18 protein-coding genes are annotated in these 18,942 nt (G+C 71.1%); 11 read left to right on the forward strand and 7 right to left on the reverse strand.

Features of this window, described 5'->3' with window-relative positions; translation table 11 throughout:
• Positions 1 to 80: 80 nt before the first annotated feature.
• Genes ACFW0G_RS00780 through ACFW0G_RS00790 form a run of 3 tightly spaced genes read left to right on the forward strand, consistent with a single transcriptional unit; the run spans position 81 to position 3,621 of the window.
• Positions 81 to 2,342, forward strand: a complete 2,262-nt coding sequence (locus ACFW0G_RS00780) for a xanthine dehydrogenase family protein molybdopterin-binding subunit (protein WP_378322497.1) — start codon at positions 81 to 83, stop codon at positions 2,340 to 2,342.
• A complete protein-coding gene (locus tag ACFW0G_RS00785; protein ID WP_378322499.1) occupies positions 2,339 to 2,809 on the forward strand; it encodes a (2Fe-2S)-binding protein in 471 nt (156 codons plus the stop codon). Before ACFW0G_RS00780 ends, ACFW0G_RS00785 begins: the two co-directional genes overlap by 4 nt.
• On the forward strand, positions 2,806 to 3,621 hold the full coding sequence (locus tag ACFW0G_RS00790; RefSeq protein WP_378322500.1) for an FAD binding domain-containing protein: 816 nt from the start codon (positions 2,806 to 2,808) through the stop codon (positions 3,619 to 3,621). The genes ACFW0G_RS00785 and ACFW0G_RS00790 overlap by 4 nt, the downstream gene beginning before the upstream one ends.
• A gap of 88 nt (positions 3,622 to 3,709) precedes the next feature.
• Here ACFW0G_RS00790 and ACFW0G_RS00795 read toward each other — a convergent pair whose 3' ends face one another.
• A complete protein-coding gene (locus ACFW0G_RS00795; protein ID WP_378322501.1) occupies positions 3,710 to 4,186 on the reverse strand; it encodes a LuxR C-terminal-related transcriptional regulator in 477 nt (158 codons plus the stop codon).
• 243 nt (positions 4,187 to 4,429) lie between these two features.
• On the opposite strand from ACFW0G_RS00795, the gene ACFW0G_RS00800 reads away from it, so the two are divergent.
• From ACFW0G_RS00800 to ACFW0G_RS00825, 6 genes are all read left to right on the forward strand, one after another.
• Positions 4,430 to 5,272, forward strand: coding sequence for a hypothetical protein (locus ACFW0G_RS00800; RefSeq protein WP_378322503.1), 843 nt, complete (start codon positions 4,430 to 4,432; stop codon positions 5,270 to 5,272).
• A complete protein-coding gene (locus tag ACFW0G_RS00805; RefSeq protein ID WP_378322504.1) occupies positions 5,256 to 6,614 on the forward strand; it encodes a hypothetical protein in 1,359 nt (452 codons plus the stop codon). Before ACFW0G_RS00800 ends, ACFW0G_RS00805 begins: the two co-directional genes overlap by 17 nt.
• Positions 6,611 to 7,087 (forward strand): hypothetical protein, encoded by a 477-nt coding sequence (locus ACFW0G_RS00810; RefSeq protein WP_378322505.1) that lies wholly within the window; start codon positions 6,611 to 6,613, stop codon positions 7,085 to 7,087. The genes ACFW0G_RS00805 and ACFW0G_RS00810 overlap by 4 nt, the downstream gene beginning before the upstream one ends.
• On the forward strand, positions 7,071 to 8,369 hold the full coding sequence (locus ACFW0G_RS00815) for a hypothetical protein (RefSeq protein ID WP_378322506.1): 1,299 nt from the start codon (positions 7,071 to 7,073) through the stop codon (positions 8,367 to 8,369). Before ACFW0G_RS00810 ends, ACFW0G_RS00815 begins: the two co-directional genes overlap by 17 nt.
• A gap of 27 nt (positions 8,370 to 8,396) precedes the next feature.
• On the forward strand, positions 8,397 to 9,608 hold the full coding sequence (locus ACFW0G_RS00820; RefSeq protein ID WP_378322507.1) for a hypothetical protein: 1,212 nt from the start codon (positions 8,397 to 8,399) through the stop codon (positions 9,606 to 9,608).
• 81 nt (positions 9,609 to 9,689) lie between these two features.
• Complete coding sequence (locus ACFW0G_RS00825) at positions 9,690 to 10,382, forward strand: flavin reductase family protein (RefSeq protein ID WP_378322743.1); 693 nt, start codon at positions 9,690 to 9,692, stop codon at positions 10,380 to 10,382.
• A gap of 24 nt (positions 10,383 to 10,406) precedes the next feature.
• On the opposite strand, the gene ACFW0G_RS00830 is transcribed toward ACFW0G_RS00825, so the two are convergent.
• A complete protein-coding gene (locus ACFW0G_RS00830) occupies positions 10,407 to 11,348 on the reverse strand; it encodes a hypothetical protein (RefSeq protein ID WP_378322509.1) in 942 nt (313 codons plus the stop codon).
• Positions 11,349 to 11,514: 166 nt separating this feature from the next.
• Between ACFW0G_RS00830 and ACFW0G_RS00835 the strand changes: the two genes are divergently transcribed.
• Positions 11,515 to 12,063 carry a GNAT family N-acetyltransferase gene (locus ACFW0G_RS00835; protein ID WP_378322510.1) on the forward strand — a complete coding sequence of 183 codons (549 nt, stop codon included), beginning with the start codon at positions 11,515 to 11,517 and terminating at the stop codon, positions 12,061 to 12,063.
• 100 nt (positions 12,064 to 12,163) lie between these two features.
• Positions 12,164 to 13,447 (forward strand): MFS transporter, encoded by a 1,284-nt coding sequence (locus tag ACFW0G_RS00840; RefSeq protein WP_378322511.1) that lies wholly within the window; start codon positions 12,164 to 12,166, stop codon positions 13,445 to 13,447.
• Here the strand turns inward: ACFW0G_RS00840 and ACFW0G_RS00845 are convergent.
• The 5 genes from ACFW0G_RS00845 to ACFW0G_RS00865 all read right to left on the reverse strand — a co-directional run bounded on the left by ACFW0G_RS00845 (position 13,434) and on the right by ACFW0G_RS00865 (position 18,938).
• Positions 13,434 to 14,645 carry an SGNH/GDSL hydrolase family protein gene (locus ACFW0G_RS00845; RefSeq protein WP_378322512.1) on the reverse strand — a complete coding sequence of 404 codons (1,212 nt, stop codon included), beginning with the start codon at positions 14,643 to 14,645 and terminating at the stop codon, positions 13,434 to 13,436. The genes ACFW0G_RS00840 and ACFW0G_RS00845 overlap by 14 nt on opposite strands.
• A 274-nt stretch (positions 14,646 to 14,919) precedes the next feature.
• The gene (locus ACFW0G_RS00850) at positions 14,920 to 16,029 is read right to left on the reverse strand and encodes an aminotransferase class V-fold PLP-dependent enzyme (protein WP_378322513.1); all 1,110 of its coding nucleotides are present in this window, start codon (positions 16,027 to 16,029) and stop codon (positions 14,920 to 14,922) included.
• A complete protein-coding gene (locus ACFW0G_RS00855; protein WP_378322514.1) occupies positions 16,026 to 16,886 on the reverse strand; it encodes an acetylxylan esterase in 861 nt (286 codons plus the stop codon). The genes ACFW0G_RS00850 and ACFW0G_RS00855 overlap by 4 nt, the downstream gene beginning before the upstream one ends.
• Positions 16,883 to 17,842 carry an acetylxylan esterase gene (locus ACFW0G_RS00860; protein WP_378322515.1) on the reverse strand — a complete coding sequence of 320 codons (960 nt, stop codon included), beginning with the start codon at positions 17,840 to 17,842 and terminating at the stop codon, positions 16,883 to 16,885. Before ACFW0G_RS00860 ends, ACFW0G_RS00855 begins: the two co-directional genes overlap by 4 nt.
• 4 nt (positions 17,843 to 17,846) lie before the next feature.
• Positions 17,847 to 18,938, reverse strand: a complete 1,092-nt coding sequence (locus tag ACFW0G_RS00865; protein ID WP_378322517.1) for an ABC transporter ATP-binding protein — start codon at positions 18,936 to 18,938, stop codon at positions 17,847 to 17,849.
• Positions 18,939 to 18,942 lie beyond the last annotated feature (4 nt).

The raw sequence follows: 18,942 nt of genomic DNA on the forward strand, positions 1-18,942 counted from the left end.
GGCAGGAATCCCGTGCCGGGCTGACGCGACACCGGTGCGCAGGGCATGATCGGCGGGGAAAGCCGTGAGCGGGAGGCCAGATGAGCATTGTCGGCACCAGGGTGGTCCGCGTGGAGGACCAGAAGCTGATCACCACGGGTGGCGCGTACGTGGACGATCTGCGGGAGGAAGCGCTTTCCGGAGCCGTACACGCGGTGTTCGTGCGCAGTCCGATCGCGCACGCGCGGATCGAGGGGATCGACGTTTCGGCGGCGCTGGAAGCGCCGGGCGTGGTCGCGGTCCTCACGGCCGCGGATCTCGACCTCGCCCCGCACGACTCGGGGCCGGTGCAGGAGCCGTGGCTCGCTTCGGACGTCGTCCGGTACGTCGGTGAGCCGGTCGCGCTCGTGCTGACCGAGGAGCGGTACCAGCTGGCGGACGCCGCCGAGCTGGTGGACGTCGACTACGACCCGCTGGACGCGGTGGCGGGCATCGACGCGGCCTTGTCCGGCGAGACCGTGCTTTTCCCGGAATTCGAAGACAATGTCGTGCAGACCCACGGCGGTCCGTTCGACGACGCGACGTTCGCCGACTGCGAAGTCGTCGTCACCGAGTCCGTGCTCAACCAGCGGCTCGCGGCCGCGCCGCTGGAGGTCCGCGGCGCCTCGTGCGCGTGGGGCGGGGACGGCAGGCTGACGATGTGGCTGTCCACCCAGAACGCGCAGATCGGCCGGTCGCAGCTCGCCATGGGGCTCGGCGTCGGCGAGGAATCCGTCCGGGTGATCGCACCGGACGTCGGTGGTGGGTTCGGCGCGAAGATCGGTGCCGACCCCGAGGCGATCGTCCTCGCCTGGGCGGCGCGCCGGGCCGGACGGCCGGTGCGGTGGACCGAATCGCGCAGCGAGAACCTGACCGCGATGACGCACGGCCGCGCCCAGCGGAACACCGTCACCATCGGCGGCAGGCGCGACGGCACGGTGCTCGCGTACCGGATCGACGTCGTGCAGGACGCGGGTGCTTACCCGCGCGCGTTGTTCCTGCCGACGCTGACCGAGCTGATGGCGCCGGGCGTCTACCGGTTCCCGAAGGTGGAGGCGGCCAGCCGCGCGGTGGTCACCACGACGACTCCGATCGCGGCGTACCGCGGGGCGGGGCGCCCGGAGGCGACCGCGGCGGTCGAACGCGCGATGGACCTGTTCGCCGCGGAGATCGGGATGGATCCCGCCGAGGTGCGGCGGATCAACTTCATCCGGCCCGAAGAGTTCCCCTACACGACGGCGACCGGTGCGTCCTACGACACCGGGGAGTACGCCAAGGCGCTCGACGCGGTGCTCGAAGCCGCCGGGTACGCGGAACTCCGTGCCGAGCAGGAGCGGCGGCGGGCCGAGGGCGACGTCGTGGCGCTCGGGCTCGGGATCGCGACCTACGTCGAGATCACCGGTGGGGACGGCGGCGGGGAGAGCGGCCGCGTCGAGATCAACCGCGACGGTTCGGTGACCGCGTACACCGGGAGTTCCCCGCACGGTCAGGGATTGGCGACGTCCTTGGCGATGCTGCTGTCGGACCGGCTCGGGGTGCCGCTCGGGAAGATCACCGTGAAGCACGGTGACACCGACGAGGTGCCGAAGGCGGTCGGCACGTTCGGGTCGCGTTCGCTGCAGTTCGGCGGTTCGGCGATCCGGCAGGCCGCCGACGAGGTGATCGCGCACGCCAGGGAGATCGCGGCCGAGCTGCTGGAGGCCGGGGCGGACGACATCGAGCTCGACGCCGAGCGCGGGGTCTGGCAGGTGCGCGGCGCGCCGTCCAGCACGGTGCTCACCTGGGCGCGGCTGGCCGAGGCGGCGGGGGAGACGAAACTGACGGCCGACGTCTGGTTCGCCGACGGCAAGCCGACGTTCCCGTTCGGCGCGCACCTCGCGGTGGTCGAGGTGGACACCGAGACCGGGAAGGTCGTGCTGCGGCGGATCGTCGCGGCCGACGACGCGGGCCCGGTGGTCAACCCGCTGACCTTCCGGGGCCAGCGGCACGGCGGGCTCGGCCAGGGCGTCGCGCAGGCGTTGCTGGAGGTGATGAACTACGACTCCGACGGCAACCCCACCACGGCGACGCTGGCCGACTACTCGTTCATCACCGCGACCGAGCTGCCGGACTTCGAACTGGTGGACCTGGCGACCCCGACGACGCGGAACCTGTTGGGGGTCAAGGGAATCGGTGAGGCGGCGACCATCGGGTCGACGCCGGCGGTGCACAACGCCGTCGTGGACGCGCTGGCGCCGTACGGGGTGCGGCACCTGGACATGCCGGCGACCCCGATGCGGGTCTGGGCGGCACTGGACGAGGCTGGGAAGGCGGAGAAGAAGTGAAGGTCGGGATCGAGGTCAACGGCCGCGCGGTGACCGAGGAGGTGGAGGACCGCACGCTTCTCGTGCACTTCCTGCGGGACACCGCGGGCCTCACCGGCACCAACATCGGCTGCGACACGACGTCGTGCGGGGCGTGCACGGTCCTGCTCGACGGCGAGTCGGTGAAGTCGTGCACGGTGCTCGCCGCGCAGGCCGACGGGCACGCCGTCACCACGGTCGAAGGCCTGGCGGAGCCCGGCGGCGAGCTGCACCCGGTGCAGCGGGCGTTCCGCGAGCAGCACGGGCTGCAGTGCGGGTTCTGCACGCCGGGGATGATCATGGCGTCGGTGTCGCTGCTGGCGCACAATCCGAAGCCGACCCGGGACGAGGTCCGCGAGGGTCTCGAAGGCAATCTGTGCCGCTGCACCGGGTACCACAACATCGTCAGCGCCGTGATCGAGGCGTCCGGGCAGGAGGTGGACCGGTGATCCCCGCCGCGTTCGCCTACCACCGGGCGTCCACTGTGGACGAAGCGCTGGCGCTGCTGTCGGAGCACGGCGACGAGGCGAAGGTCCTCGCCGGCGGGCATTCCCTGCTGCCGCTGATGAAACTCCGGTTCGCCGCGCCCGAGGTCGTCGTCGACATCGCGCCGCTGGACGAGCTGCGGTACGTCCGGCTCGACGGCGACGACATCGCGATCGGGGCGCTGACGCGGTACCACGACCTGCAGCACGATCCGGTGCTGGCCGAGCACGCGCCGCTGCTGGCGCACGTGTCGGGTTCGGTCGGGGACCAGCAGGTCCGGCACCGCGGCACCCTCGGCGGCTCGCTCGCCCACGCCGACTCCGCGGCCGACCTGCCCGCGGCGGTGCTGGCCTGCGACGGCGTCCTCGTGGCACGGGGACCGTCGGGGGAGCGGCGGATCCCGGCCGCGGAGTTCTTCGTCGGCCCGTTCACCACGCCGCTGGAGCCGGACGAGCTGCTGACCGAGATCCGGGTGCCGCGGCAGACCGGGATCGGCTGGGGCTTCGAGAAGTTCACCCGGCGCGCGATCGACTGGGCGATCGTCGGGGTCGTGGTGGCGGGGAAGGCGGTCGCGCTGGTCAACATGGCCGGTACGCCGGTCCGCGCTCGCGCGACCGAGGAAGCGCTGGCGGCCGGTGCTTCGGCCGCCGACGCCGCCGCGCTCGCCGCCGAGGACACCTCGCCCCCGGACGAGGCACACGCCAGCGCCGAATACCGGCGTCATCTCGCGCGCGTCCTCACCGCGCGAGCCCTGCGCCAGGCCGGTATCGCCTGACACGAGCTGAAGGGGACTTTCCTCTCGTAGGACGTGCTGAAGGGGACTTTCGTCGCGTGCGATGCGAGGAAAGTCCCCTTCAGCATCTTCAGGCCGGGAGTGGGCGTACCGGGTCGGAGCCGTCCTCGGGAGCCGGGTAGGGCTCGGCGGAGTCGGAGAGCACGGCCACCATCGCGGCACGGGTGCCGACCCCGAGCTTGGTGAAGATGCGCCGCATATGTGCCGAAACGGTGTACAGGCTGATGTCGAGCACGGTCGCGATCGCCCGGTTGGTGTAGCCGAGCCCGACCATGCGCGCGATCTCGTGCTCGCGCGGGCTGAGCACGTCGTGGGCGGCGGGCGCGATCGGGACCAGCAGGCACCGGACACCCAGTTCCGCGCAGTCCAGCAGCGGACGGCGCCGCGCCGCGTCCGGATCGGCCAGCTCGGACACCCGGCGCACGAGCGCGCGGACCAGATGCTGGACCAGCTCGTCGTCGACGGGCTCCTCGTGTCTTTCCGCCGGCCGCGCCCTGGCGGCCGTGCGTGTTCGTGGTTCGGACGTGGTCGTGGCCTGAGCCGACATGTCCTGCCTCCCCCAGAGTCCCCCCGGTTCCCTACCGACCAGGAAACCCGTAAATCGGCCATTCCGCATCGTCGATTCGTGTGACACCCGGGTGAACTAGCTTTGTCGTGCTGCGGGTGAACGTGTGACTACCCGATGTCCTGGCCGCCGTGTGCACTGTCGGTCAGCGCTCACCGACGCTTCGCGCCGGGGATCTCACGGATCTGGGCTTCTTCATCGGTCATGCAGTCAAGGAGGAACATCATGAGCCGTTACCCGGCCATTCAGGGCGAGCTGGAAGACGAGTTGTCCCGCGAGCTCGAGGACGAGTTCGAGAGCGAGGTCGGCGGGCTCGCCCACGAGCTGGAAGATGAGCTCGAGGACGAGGCGTACTTCGAGTACGAAGACGAAGACGAGTTCGAGGACGAGGTCGGCGGGCTCGCCCACGAGCTGGAGGACGAGCTCGAGGACGAGGCGTACTTCGAGTACGAAGACGAAGACGAGGCCGAAGCCGAATTCGAGACGCTCGTCCGGGAGCTGGAAACCGAATTCGAACTCGAAGGCGAGGATTTCTCGAACCCCGCCCGCCGCATCTACTCCGACGCGGAAATGATGGCGCAGCTCGCTTTTCAGGCGGAGAACGCGGAATCGGAGGAAGAGGCGGAAGCATTCCTCGGCGCGCTCGCCCCGCTGGCTTTCCAGGCCGCGAAATGGGCGGCGCCGCATATCGCGAAGTACGCGCCGAAGATCATTCGCGGGGCGGTCAACCTCGGCAAGAAACTGTGGAGCAGGCCCGCCACCCGCGCCGCCGTCCGCCAGGTGCCCAAGATCCTCGGGCGCACGGTCCGCACACTCGGCAAGCACTACGCGGCGGGCAGGCCGATCGACGCCCACACCGTGTCCCGCGCGCTGGTGGGCCACGCCGTGCACGCCGCCGATCACTCGCGGCACCAGCAGCGCCGGCACCGCGGCCGTCCGCAGCAGCGACGGCGCGGGCACCGTCCGGCACACGCGCGGCGGCACGGTCACCGCAGGCAGCCGGTGCGGGCCAGGGCACGCGGGGGCAGCCGGCAGCGGCGCGGCCGGGGCCGTGCGCGCCGCCGTTAGCCCGCGTTCCGCCGCGTCCGGTGACCTCGTCGCGCTCACCGGGTCCCGGCGGGCGCGGCGCACGCTCACCACACCGGCCGCCGACGAGGAGCTCCGCACCTGGGTGCTGACCCAGGCGACCAACGTCGAACGGCATCTGGCGGCCCTGCGGCCGTTCCGGTGGTCCGAGTTCGGCGATCCGGCCACCGGCCCGAGCCGGGCCCATCTGGCCGCGGTCAACGCGATGATGTCGACCCTGCGCGCGCCGCTGTACACGGCGACGAGAGCGGCTCGCCGGGCGGCGGAAAGCGCGGCGGGGAATCCCACCGCCGCGCAGCTGGAGGGGCTGCTGTACACGAAGTCGCGCGCGCATCGCTGGGTGCGGACCACCGAGCGGGTGTGGGACTTCTACCTGGACCTGTTCAACCAGCGGCAGGGCGCGTTCGCCCCGTGGCTGGTCGCCTGCGACAGGGTCGCGCTCGACTGCTACCAGTACGCGTACCTCGGGATCGGCAGCTGGCGGTCGATCCCGTCGCCGCCGCCGTTCTGCTACCTCAAGACCGGTTCGGGGCCCGCCACCACCCGCCGCGGGATCCCGGTGCGCCGGCTGGCGAACCGGCTCAACCCGTTCCCGCTGATCCAGCTGCCGTATCACCGGCTGGTGAATCCGTGGACGCTGGGCGCGGTCCTGCACGAGGTCAGCCACAACCTGCAGAACGATCTCGGTCTGGCGAGGGCGATCCCGTTGCAGGTGGCCGCGCGCCTGACCGAGGCGGGGATCCCGCGTCCGCTGGTGTCGGTCTGGGTCCGCTGGAACCGGGAGACGTTCGCGGATCTGTCCGGGCTGCTGCTCGGCGGCCCGGAGATCGTCGGCTCGCTGTTCGACGTGATCGGGCGGACCGGGCCGGAGTCGCTCGGGTTCTCCCCGCGCGCGGTGCACCCGATCCCGTACCTGCGCGGGAAGCTGTCCGTCGAACTGTTGCGGCGCATGGGTTTTCCGCAGCGTGCCGAGGGATACGCGCGGCTGTGGCACCGGCTGTATCCCCGCCCGAAGCTCATCGACGCGCCGGCGGGGCTGCTGGCCACGGCGGGACGCGCCATCCCGGCCGTGGTCGACGCGATGTGCTTCACGTCGTTCCCTTCGCTCGGGCACCGGGCGCTCGCCGAAGTCCTGCGCTTCGAACCGAAGGAGCAGGCGATGATCGAGGAGTCGGCGCAGCGGCTGGCCGAGGGTGTCTCGCCGGGGGTGGTGCCGGAGCGGTTCCTGATCGGCGCGGTCCGGTTCGCGCTCGCACACCGGCTGGCACCGCCGAAGCGGCTGGTCGGCTACTTCATGGAGGAGCTGGGGAGGGAGTCGCGATGACGCTGGCCGACGCATTCGCCTTGCTGGGCAAGGAGATCCGGCGGCTGGCCGAGGCATGGCGCGAACTGGGCGTCAGCGTCGTGACGGATCGCCCGTCCGGGGTGGGCCTCGCGCTGGCCGATCACCTCGCCGAGGTGGTCACCGACGGCTCCGCGGAGCTGGTGCCCGCCGTGCACGCGATCGAGGGGCCGCCGGGTGCCGCGCCGCTGCACGCCGCGGCGGCGGCGCTGCTGCGGACGCGGCGGCGGCTCGACGACGAATTCAGCGCGTACACCCCAGTGAGCGAGCTGATGCGCGCGGTGCGCGGGCGCGGGGCGGACTGGCGCGGCTGGGCACAGAGCGTCCGGCGCGGCGTGGACCGCTGCGCGGAACCGCTGGCGGACGCGGAAACGGCGATGCTGCGTTGCTGGCGGGAAGTAGGAGAAGTGGCCGAACTCGACAAGTGTGGGGCATCCGATGACGATCAACGATGACCGCGGTGCGACGCTGCCGCGACCGCAGGACATTGACAGCGCGTATCCGATTCCGCCCGGCCAGCTGACCGTCGCGCCGGTCAACCCTGGCAAGCTCGCCGAACAGGCGATCGGTGACGTACTGGGCTGGAAATGGCGGGAGGGCGACACGAAGGGGTTCGTGGCCGCGCTGACCGGGAGCTTCAAGCTGACCGAGGTCCGCGGCCACACCGAGGCGGCGTGGACGCCGCGGGGCTACGCGATCCAGGCCGATCTGGGCGCGGTGACCGGTGGCCAGGCCTCGATGGCGGCGCGGGCGAGGAGCGCGGTGAAGGACTCGGTCGCCCTGCTCGACTCGCTCCGTCCACTTCGGACGAACGCGGACCCGGAGAACGCGGAGGGCTTCCGGTCGCTGGTCCGCCACGACCTCGAACAGATCCGGCAGGAACTGGAGAGCCCGCTCATCCGGGTGCCGAGGGTGGATCAGTTCTTCCTGCTGCTGCTGGGAAACGCGGCCGCGCTGACGGTTCCGCCCGGTACCGACCCCGATCGCGTCGGCGGCCACCTCGGCCAGTTGCGCGACGCCTTCGGGCTGGTGGGCGGCCAGGTGAACACCATCGAGGAGGAGCGGATCCAGACCTCCTTCATCACACTGACGGACTGGGTGGTCTCGTTGTTCCGAGGCTGGCGTGACGCGCGTGACCGGATCGACCCGTTCAACCAGCCGCCGGGCGGATCGCCGTTCTTCGGCCCCGCCGTCGTGGCGCTCTCGCAACTGCTCGCGGCCACCGCGCAGCAGGTCGACGAGGTCGTCGACATGCTCCGGCTGGTCTACATCCAGCAGGCCGACCTCGAGGTGCTGCGCGTGCCCGATCCCGACGGCGGTTCGATGTCGCTGGGCGGCCTGCTGCGGTGGGTCCGCGACTTCGCCACCTTCGAGGGTGGCCAGCTGATCGAGTCCGCGGGCAAGGAGGGCGTCAGCACGGCGTTCCTCCAGGTCGCGGTGCGGCTCCAGCGGATCGTCGCGTTCCTGCCGAGGCAGAGCCCGAACGGTGACAACCGCGACATCCCCGGCAACTACCGCGCGACCCTGCCCCCTGGCTTCTTCAGCTCGCGGGTGCAGCGGGCCATCGACGAACTCGACGACCACCTCCAGGAGATCGTCCGGATCGCCCAGCCGATCCGCGGTCCGGAAGGGACCGATTCCGGCGGCCCGGACGACCCCGGCCCCGGTGGCCCGGACGGCCGTGGCGGCCCGACACCGCCGCCCGCGCCCCCGCAACGGAAGCAGACCGGGCAGTAGCCGGCCCCGGCAACTTGGAGGAACGTGATGGGCACCGAGAAGGAATACCGGGAACTGTTCGACCGGGTGGCCGCGCTGCGCGGCCAGGTCGCCGGCAAACTGTCGAACGAGCTGGGCAGCGACCCGAAACTGGGCGACGCGATCCTGAAACAACTGGACGACATGCTCAGTGCCGTCGAGCTCGCGGAGCGCGCGAAGCCGGGCCCGCCGGACGGTGGTCTCGCCCAGCTCGTCGGCCTCGGCGACAAGGCGGCGGGCGATCTGGGCCAGACCAGCATGCCGCCCGGGGTCGAGCCCTACGACGAGACGGTCGCGTCGGAACGGATCATCGCCGTCGGCGATCTGTACTACCTGTGGCAGCACGAGGCGAGCGGTGTGTTCCGGGTCGTGCAGAAGCTGCAGGAGCTGTTCCAGCGCGGCGCGATCCGGCTTTCGGACGGGCCGGGCGCGTTCGGCCTGTACCGCTTCGACCGCCGGGATGTCTTGCGCTACACGAAGAAGGACCGGCTCAGCGCGTACCGGCGCGTCCTCGGCTACGGCAGGGGCCTCGGTTCGGCGAACGCCAGGCCGAACACCGATTTCCACCAGCTGTTCACCCAGTTCTCCAACCAGGTCGCGTTGTTCTGGCGGGACAAGCGGGTTTCGGACGTGATCAGGGAACGGGCGAACGATCCGAGCTTCGGCAGTATCGCGGTGGTCCGCCGCAGCGGGCTCGACCTGCGCAACAACCTGAAGTTCACCTCCTACGGCCATCTCAACGTGCTGCGGGTGGAGGTCATGCAGCTGCTGGCGGAGGCGTTCGCGATCCTCGGCGCGGAGGACGTGCTCGACCTGTTCGGCGCCACCAGCGCGTGGGACACCGTCGACGAGGTGCTGATCCGCTACTTCGACGAGCGGCTGATCTCCTCGCCCCGGCAGCGGATGGCGGTCACCGGGAGGCAGGTGCTGCGCTGGCTCGCGGCGCCGCACATCCTGGAGACGACGCGTTCGGAATTCGAGGCGCTGCTGCTGGAGATCGCCGAACCCGCCGAGGAGTGGCTGGTTTCCGCGCAGTCGCTGCGGGTGGCCGACCGGACGTCGTCGCGGCAGATCCTGCCCTTCGACCGGCAACAGCCCGCCGGGGTGGCGACGCCCGCACCGCGGCGAGGCGAGCGGCCGGGGCGGGCGCGTGCCGCCGCGGGGAACGACCGGCGCAACGGCCAGCGGAACGGGGCGGTCGTGCCGCTGGCCGGGCGGTAGGGGACCGGCGGGCGGTGATCGCCACGTCCGATTACCGCCAGCCGGACGTCCGCACCGGACAGCAGACTGGCCGGTGTGAACGTGAATTCTCCAGTACACACCCCGATCGAACCCGGCATCCTCTACTTCGGCACGCCGGTCGTGCTGATCTCGACCCGCAACGAGGACGGCACCGCGAACCTGGCCCCGATGTCCTCGGTGTTCTGGCTCGGCTGGCGTGCCATGCTCGGCCTCGGTGCCCGCTCGAAGACGACACAGAACATGCTGCGCACCGGCGAATGCGTGCTGAACCTGCCCTCGGACGCGCTCGCGGACGCGGTCGACCGGCTCGCGCTGACCACCGGATCCGACCCGGTGCCGCCGAACAAGCGGAAGCGGGGTTACCGGTACGAGCCGGACAAGTTCGGCCGCGCGGGGCTGACGCCGATCCCGGCGGAGACCGTCGAGGCGCCGCGCGTCGCGGAATGCCCGGTGGTGATGGAGGCTCTCGTCGAAGGGGTGCACCCGATCGCGGAGGACGACGAGGCGCAGCGCGGCGGGATCGTCGCCATCGAGGTCCGCGTCCAGCGGGTCGGCGCGCACGACGACGTCCGCATGGCGGGCACGGACAACCGGATCGACCCGGACGCCTGGCGCCCGCTCATCATGAGCTTCCAGGAGCTGTACGGGCTCGGCCCCAAGCTGCGGCCGTCGACGCTCGCGAGCATCCCCGAACGGCTGTACCGGAGCCCGGACATCGAACGCGCCCGCGAGGTGGGCGCCCGGGTGTCCTGACCTGAGTGTCCTTTGTGGACCTTTTCAGTTCGACGGCGTCGGCGCGGTGAAGGCTGGGGCGGCGGCCGCGATCCCGGCCGTCACGGCGGCGCGGGCGGTGGCGTCGGCCGTCGCGGCGGGCTGCTCGGTCAGGAGGGCGACGACGTAGCGGCCGTCGACGACGCCGGTCGTGTTGAGCACGAGCGAGGAGTCCAGGATCATCCAGCCCTGCTTGACCAGCCAGCTCGACCCGGGCAGTCCTTCCGGGATCCCGAAATACTGCTGGTACCCGTCGTCGGCGGTCGGGCGGGCGTCGGCCAGCGCGGTGAGGACCGGCTGGGCGACGTCGTGCGGGACGGTGTCTTCCAGGTAGTCGTAGACCCGGACGACGTCGTCGGGGCTGGTGCGGGCCATGCCCCACTGTCCCGGATCGTCGGCGGGGGTGGTGGCGGTGAGCCCGATCAGCTCCGCCATCCGCGTGACGATGTCGCTCCCGCCGTCCTCCTCCCACAGCTGCGAGGCGACGGCGTCGTTGCTCCCGGCGAGCATGTCGGTCAGATCCGCGACGGTGGCGGCGTCCGGGACGTGCCAGCCGCCGCTGTGCACGACGTCGAGGGCGATGAGCAGCTTCACCACGGACGCCGTGTAGTACGACTGGTCGGCGCCCGAAGCGGCGAGGGTCTGCCCGGTGTCGCGGTCACGGATCACGAAGCCGACCTCGGTGCCGGGTGACGCGGCCTTCACCGCGTTGGTGACCGCGGTCGCGATCTCGTCCGGGCTGGGCGGGGGAGCCGTCGAGGTGGTGGCCTGCGTGCTCGAAGGCGCTGACGTGCTGGGCGGGGCCGAGGACTTCGACGCGACGGGCGACGGCCGAGGCGGTGGCGGATCGGCGATAGGGTGCGCGCCCGCGGTGACGAACAAGCCCGAGGTGAGGACCAGCCCCGAGATTCCCGCCCCGGCCAGTGTCCAGCGGATGCGTCTGCTCATGCCCCGTCCAACGCCGGGAGCGGACCCGCCGTCGCCCGAAACGACCTGTAGGTTCCCTGTGTCTTGCTGTGGTTTCGCTGTGGGCACCCCGGTGCGGGGTCTACAAAGGACCGGGCGGCCGCCGCTTCGGGTCGACAGCGGGCGGATGGGGGTCGAAACTGGTCCGATGACCGCTGCTGGCCAGATCATCGGTGACCGCGTCCGCCTCCGGCCCGCCGGCGCCGCGGACGCTGTCCGGTTCGAGGAGATCCTGTCGCATCCGGAGGTGGCCCGCTGGTGGGCGGACGCCGAGGAGCCGGTCGCCGAGCAGGTGAAGTACCTGGTCGACCCGGAGGAGGACACGAGCACGTTCGCGATCGAGTTCGAGGGTGCCACGGTCGGGGTCGTGCTCGCGTTCGAGAAGACAGATCCGCAGTACCGGCACGCCGGGATCGACATCGCCCTGCATCCGGACTGGCAGCACCGCGGCCTCGGTGCCGACGCGATCCGTACGCTCGCGCTCCACCTGTTCACCGAGCGTGGCCACCACCGGCTGGTGATCGACCCCGCCGCGGAGAACGAGCAGGCTATCCGGCTGTACAAGTCGCTGGGTTTCCGCCCGGTCGGCACGATGCGCCGCTACGAGCGGGGCAGCGACGGCACCTGGCACGACGGGCTGCTGATGGACCTCCTGGCCGACGACCTCGCCGGGCCCGAGCCCGACGATCGTCGGTAGCCGCCGCGCCACTCACCCGAACGGGTCGACCGGGGCGATCCGCCGTGTCATCATGTCGCACGGCCGACGAGGTGGTCGGCGGGATCCTGGGGGTGCCACGGTGGTGCAACTGAAGACGGAACCGGCGCAGCTGCGGCGGGTGGCGGTGGCGAGCGCCATCGGCACGACCATCGAGTGGTACGACTACTTCATCTACAGCACGGCGGCCGCGCTCGTGTTCGGGCGCCAGTTCTTCACCACGCTCTCGCCCGCGTCCGGCACCCTCGCCGCGTTCGCGACCCTCGGCGTCGGGTTCCTCGCGCGCCCGGTCGGCGGCATCGTGTGGGGGCATTTCGGGGACCGGATCGGCCGCAAGGCGATGCTGGTGTTGTCGCTGGTGCTGATGGGGGTCGCGACCGTCGGGGTCGGCGTGCTCCCGACCTACGGCACGATCGGCGTGGCGGCCCCGATCCTGCTGCTGGCGCTGCGGCTGCTGCAGGGACTGTCCGCCGGCGGCGAGTGGGGCGGCGCCGCGCTGATGGCCGTGGAGCACGCGCCGGAGGGGCGTCGCGGGCGGTACGGCTCGTTCTCGCAGATCGGTGTCCCGGCCGGGCTCATCCTGGCGCAGCTGGTGTTCTTCGTGCTCGACGCGGCACTGACCAAGGCCCAGTTCGAGAGCTGGGGCTGGCGGCTGCCGTTCCTGTTCAGCATCGTGCTGGTCGCGGTCGGCCTGGTGATCCGGCTGCGGATCGAGGAGTCACCCGTGTTCGCCGCGCTGCGGGACGATCGGGCGCGCAGCACCAAGCCGATGCTCGACGTGCTGCGCGAGCGGCCGAAGGAACTGCTGATCGCGTCCGGGAGCTTCATCGCCAACACCGCGATCGGTTACGTGTTCCTCGCCTACCTGCTTTCGTACGGCACCTCGGTGCTGAAGGTCAGCCGCACCACGATGCTCGTGGTGGTGATCGTCGGCAGCGTGACGTGGCTGGTGAGCATCGTGGGCTCGGCGATCTGGTCCGACCGCGTCGGGCGGCGGCCGGTGTACCTGCTGGGGTCGGTTCTGCTCGTGGTGTGGTCGATCCCGTTCTTCTGGCTCGTGGACACGCGTGCCGCGTGGCTGCTCGGTGTCGCCGTCGTGGTGCTGAACATCGGCCTCGGCCTGACGTACGGGCCGCAGGCGGCGTTGTACGCGGAGTTGTTCGAGCCGCGCTACCGCTACAGCGGCGCGTCGTTCTCGTACGCGGTGGGAGCGGTGCTCGGCGGCGGGTTCGCACCGCTGATCGCGACGGCGTTGCAGGACGCGACCAAGACTTCGCTGTCGGTGTCGCTGTACATGGTCGCGGTGGGCCTGATCAGCCTGGCGGCCGTGCTCGCGTTGCCGCGCCGGACGGCTAAAGCCGGTTGAGGTCGACGGCGGCCGCCATCGCCTGGTAGCCCGCGTCGCCGGGGTGCAGGTGATCACCGGAGTCGTAGGCGGGCAGCATCCGCAGCGGATCGGCGGGATCGCGCACCGCGGCGTCGAAGTCGACGACGCCGTCGAACACCCCGCCGGTGCGGATGAAGGCGTTGACCGCCTGCCGTGTCCGCTCCAGGTTCTCGTTGTAGACACGCCAGCCTTTGAACGGGGTCAGGGTGGCGCCAAGGACGCGGATGCCGTGTGCCTTGGCCTGCGCGACGAGCTGGCGGTAGGCCGAGATGATCCGCGCCGGGTCGGTCTGGTGCGGGTCCTGCTGGATGTCGTTGATACCTTCGAGCACGATCAGCGTCCGGACGCCGCCGAAGCCCAGCACGTCGTGGCCGAAGCGGGCCAGCGCGTTGCGGCCCGCCCCGGAACCGGGGACGTCGAGCAGCAGGCGGTTCGCGCTGATGCCCGCGTTCAGCACCCCGAGCGGCCGGTGCGCCGCGCGCAGCCGGTCGCTGAGGTAGTCCGGCCAGCGGTGGTTCGCCCCGGCCCGCGAGCCCGCGCCGTCGGTGATCGAGTCGCCGAGTGCCACGACCGCGCCCTGGCCGCCATTCTGCACCTCAACGCCGGTGACGTAGTGCCACACCGCGGTCCGCTCGGTGAACGACGCACCGGACTCCTCGGTGGTGAAGTCGCCGGCGCGGGTGAAGAACGACGTCTGCTGGGCGAGCGGGTGGAAGGTCACCGGGCCGGACTTGCCCGGCACGAAGGTGGTGACGAGCAGGTCGGCGTCGGCCGGGATCCGCAGCGGGGCCGCGTCGCTGAGCACGTCGGCACCGGCGGGCACCACCACCGTGGAGGATCCGCCGAAGGTCAGCGTCCGCACCGTTCCCGGTGTCGCACGTGGACTGTCCGAAGTGGACGCAAGTGCGACGGTCACGTGACCGAACGTCAGCGGTGCCGCGCCGAAGAGATTGGACAGCCGGACCCGCACCCCGGTCCCGCCGACGCTGCTGTGGACCACGTTGCGGATGGAGTAGTCCGGGTAGCCGTCCGGGGTGTTCGGCACGCCCGCCGCGGGGGCCGCGGACCAGGTGCCGACCCACCCACCCGGTGTCGGTTCCTGGTGCGCGCTGCTCGCCGTGGTGAGGGTGCCGAAGGTGAGCACAACCGCCGCGGTCAACCCCAGTAGCCGTCGCATACCGAAACAGTGCGCCGGAGCCTCGGAAGCGGGCGACCGCTGATCAGGTGACGGCGTCCCGCTGGACGGGAGGGGGCGGGCCCGCCCGGGCTGAGGTCGTCCGGACGGGCCCGCCGGACCGGCCGGTTGCCGCGACCGCGCCGGTCCTGGGGTGGCCCGGACCGGCGCGGGCCTGGAGGCTGGCCCGGCGGTCTCCGCGAAGCGACCCCGGAGGGCTGCGGGAGGCCCTCACCTCCAAGCACGGCCGCCGGGCCCCGGCGGTTCAGCACGGTCTTCATCGGGCGCCCAGCAGCGAACGCAGCGTGTAGAGCACGAGGACGTCCTCACCGGGTTCGAGGGTCTGTGGATTGAGGGCGATCGCGTCGCCGACCACGTTCACCGCGATCCGCGGATCGTTCTCCCACAACGCCTTCACCAGTGTCTCCGTCGTCCAGCCGGTGGCCGCCGAGACGTGGACGAGTGCGCGGCCGTGCGGCTGTCCCGCCTCACTCGGGTACCCGCGTTCGACCCGGACACCAGGCAGGCCGCCGAGGCCTTCCACCCAGCGCGTCACGGATTTCTCGTACTCGGCCAGCAGCGCGGGCTCGTCCTGCTGTAGCGACCACTCGACCGCGGCCAGCAGCCCGAGCATTTCCTCCTTCCCGACCTTCATGCCCCGGCCGACGCCGTGCCGCGGCGACGCGTGCGCCCGGCAGCCCTCGATCACCGCGGTGCTCCCGAGCACCAGCCCGCTGGACTGCGGACCGCGCAAACCCTTGCCACCGCTGACAAGTACGGCGTCGGCACCGAGCCCGGCCGTGAAGTCCCAGAGCGACGAAATCGGCGGGATCTGCGCGGCGGCGTCGACGAGTACGGCCACCCCGCGGGCCTTGGCCAGTGCGACCACTTCGGACAGTGGTGGCGCGCCTTCGGCGTAGTGCGCGCCGGCGAACCAGAGCACACACGCCGTGTCGGCGCCGATCGCCGCCTCCATCGAGGCGAGGTCGGCGCCGAACTCGACGATCTCGGCACCGAGCAGCCGCGCGTTGTAGTCGTACGGGTTGCGATGCCCCCGGAACATCGCAACCCGGGTCCTGGTCATCCCGGTCATCGCCGGGAATACCTCCACAGTGGACGGTTCCGGGCCGGTGACGCAGGCCGCCACCGAGAGTGTGATCCCGGCGGCCGCGCCGGAAGTCACGTACCCGGCGGTGTTCCCGGTCAGCTCGGCCAGCCGGGCACCGACCCGGCGCTGCAGCTCCGGCACGTCGACGAACTCGCACGAGGCCTCCGCCATGGCGACCACCGCCGGGGGAGCGAGCCGCGACCCGCCGAGCCGGGTCAGCGTGGCCGCCGCGTTGATCACCGGGCGCAGCCCCAGCTGCCGGTACCGTTCGGCTCTCACGCTGTGAACCTCGCCATCGGCTCGACGCCGAGCCAGCCCGCCAGCCACGCGTCGAGGGCACGCATGTCGATGGCGTCCTCGTCGGTCCGGCGGTAGGTGTCCATCCGGCCGCCGAACGCGCTGAGCAACTCGTCGGTCCAGTGCCGAGGGGGGCCGCCGGGCAGCGTGATCAACGTCCGCGCGGTGACCGAGAGCGCGTGCCGCGCGGGTTCGAAATACGAGAGCGTGTCGACGATCCGCTCCTCGTCGCCGGGATGCCGCCGGAGATGGTCGTTGAGTTCTTCGAGCGGATACTCGCTGGTGGAATGGCGTAGCCGCAGCGCGTTGTGCAGCAGCGGCCCGGTGACCTCGACCGCGGTGAAACCGCGACGGCGGGCCGCGGTCAGCAGGGCGAGATCGTCGCCGACCAGACCGGCCCGGCCCGGGTCGAGTTCCGGGCGTCCCCACAGGAATTCGGCACCGCGGAGGCAGTCCGCGACGATGTCCCGGTAGACGTACGTCGCGGGATCGGTGATACCGCGGGTGAACAGGCCGGGGTAGGCCGCGGCGAACGGCTCGTCGGCTCGCCGTTGTCCCCGGTGCATGAGCGTGAACACGACGTACCGCAGCCGCTCGTGGTAATGCGGCGCGTTGTTCACGCTGCCGTGCCGGGGAAGCTCCAGCAGTCCGGGGAACGGGCCGGGGCCGGTCGGCACGCTGAGGTAGCCGAAGATGCGATAGCCACCCAGACTGGTCAACCGCACTTCGTAGCCGGAAAAGTCCTTTGTGGACCGTGACGGCATCGGGGTCAGGACCGCGTGTGCGGGCTCGTCGGCGAGTTCCGCGTCGAGGGCCGCCCAGTACTCGTCGAAGTTCACGCTATCGCTCCGCTCGGCTCGAGGAATCCGTCCAGGAACTTTTCGACCTCGGGCACGACCCACCGCAGCCCGGCGTGGTGCGCGCACCGCTCATAGGTGAGCAGCGTCTTCGGCTCCGGCAGCAGACGGAACACCGAGAACCCGGTTTCGGGCGGGCACACGTCGTCCTCCATGCCCAGATAGACCAGGATCGGCGCGCGGACGGCGCCGGCGAAGTTGAGACCGTCGTAATAGGACACCGTCTCGGTGATCAGCGCTTCGTCGTCGGGACGCACCCGCAGGTACTCGGTGATCTCCTCGTACGGGTAGGAATGCGTCAGCCGGGTCGCGGCCATGATCCCGCACAGGTACGGCGCCCCGGCCGCGACGCAGCGCACCAGGCCGGGCCGCAGCGCGGCGGAGATGATGCCGAGCCCGCCGCCCTGGCTCGACCCCCACACCCCGATCCGGCCGCCGTCCACGTCCGGCAGGTCCGCCACGACATCGAGCGCGCGGACGACGTCGACGTAGAACCCGCGGTAGGTGTAGGAGAACCGGTCGGTGATGTTGTCGACGAGCAGCCCGGGGAAGCCGGGGTTCACCACCGCGTTGGCCCGCAGCTTCCCGCGCGGGGCCAGATCGATGGCGACGTAGCCGCGTGCCGCCCACGACTTCATGATCGCGGGTTCGGAGATGTAGCCCGGAATGTGCAGCACCACCGGATAACCGCCGGGCGGCGCCGGTTCGGCGGGCGCGGCGTACCACGACGTGACCCGGACGCCGCCGAAACTGGTGTAGCTCAGCTCGCCGACCGTGACCCGCTCGGTCGACAGGTCGGGGCGGTGGATCAGCTCGGGAGCCGGGTCGACGGCTTCGGCCTGACGCAGCGTTTCGGCCCAGAACTCGTCGAAGTCGCCGGGTTTCCCGATGGTGATCGCGGCGGTCTCCGGTTTTCTGGGCGAAGGTGCCCCGGTCATCAGTTCACCTTTCCGTGTGGGCGGGTGCGAACAGCGCGGCGCCGCTCTCGGCGTCGAACAGGTAGAGCCGGTCCGGCCGGAACACGACCGACACCGGATCGTCATGGGAGGTGCGGAAGGGCGCCGGAACGCGGGCCTTGACCAGCGCGCCGATATCGACGGTGACGAGCACGTCGGCACCGAGTGGTTCGGCGACGAAGACCTTTCCCCGGCGGCCCTCGCCGTCCGGGCCGTTGAGCCGGAGGTCCTCGGGACGGACGCCGAGCACGACGTCGCGATCGGGGACGTCTCCGGCCCCGGCCGGGAGTTCCTGCTCCCAGGCCGGGCCGCGGAACAGCCGGCGCCCGCCGTCGTCGACGATCCGGCCACGCAGGAAGTTCATCGCCGGGCTGCCCATGAAGGAGGCCACGAACATGTTCGCGGGGCGCCGGTAGATCTCCTCGGGCGGTGCGCACTGCTGTAGTTCGCCCTCGTTGAGCACCGCGATCCGGTCCGACATCGTCATCGCTTCGACCTGGTCGTGGGTGACGTAGATGAACGTCCTGGCGAGGTCGGCGTGCAGCCGCTTCAGCTCCGCCCGCATGTCGACGCGCAGCTGAGCGTCCAGATTGGACAGTGGCTCGTCCAGCAGGTAGGCGCCGGCGTCGCGGATGATGGCCCGGCCGAGCGCCACCCGCTGACGCTGGCCGCCGGAGAGTTCCTTCGGTTTGCGGTCGAGCAGCTTCCCGATGTCCAGCGAGCGAGCGGTTTCCGTGACGCGGCGGGCGATCTCGTCCTTGGGCACCCGCATCATCCGCAAGGCGAACCCGATGTTCTGCGCGACGGTCTTGTGCGGATAGAGCGCGTAGCTCTGGAACACCATGGCGACGTCGCGCTTGTTGGCGGGCAGGTGGCCGACCGGCTCGTCGTCGAAGAACACCTGGCCCGAGCTGGCCCTTTCCAGTCCGCAGATCATCCGTAGTGTCGTCGACTTCCCGCAGCCGGACGGGCCGACGAGCGTCAGGAACTCGCGGTCGGCCACGGCCAGGTCGAGCCCGGCCACCGCGACGGCGTCGCCGTAGGCCTTGCGCAGGCCCGTCAACCTCACGTGCGCCATGACG

It is taken from the genome of Amycolatopsis sp. NPDC058986 (assembly GCF_042741125.1).
GTDB lineage: Bacteria > Actinomycetota > Actinomycetes > Mycobacteriales > Pseudonocardiaceae > Amycolatopsis.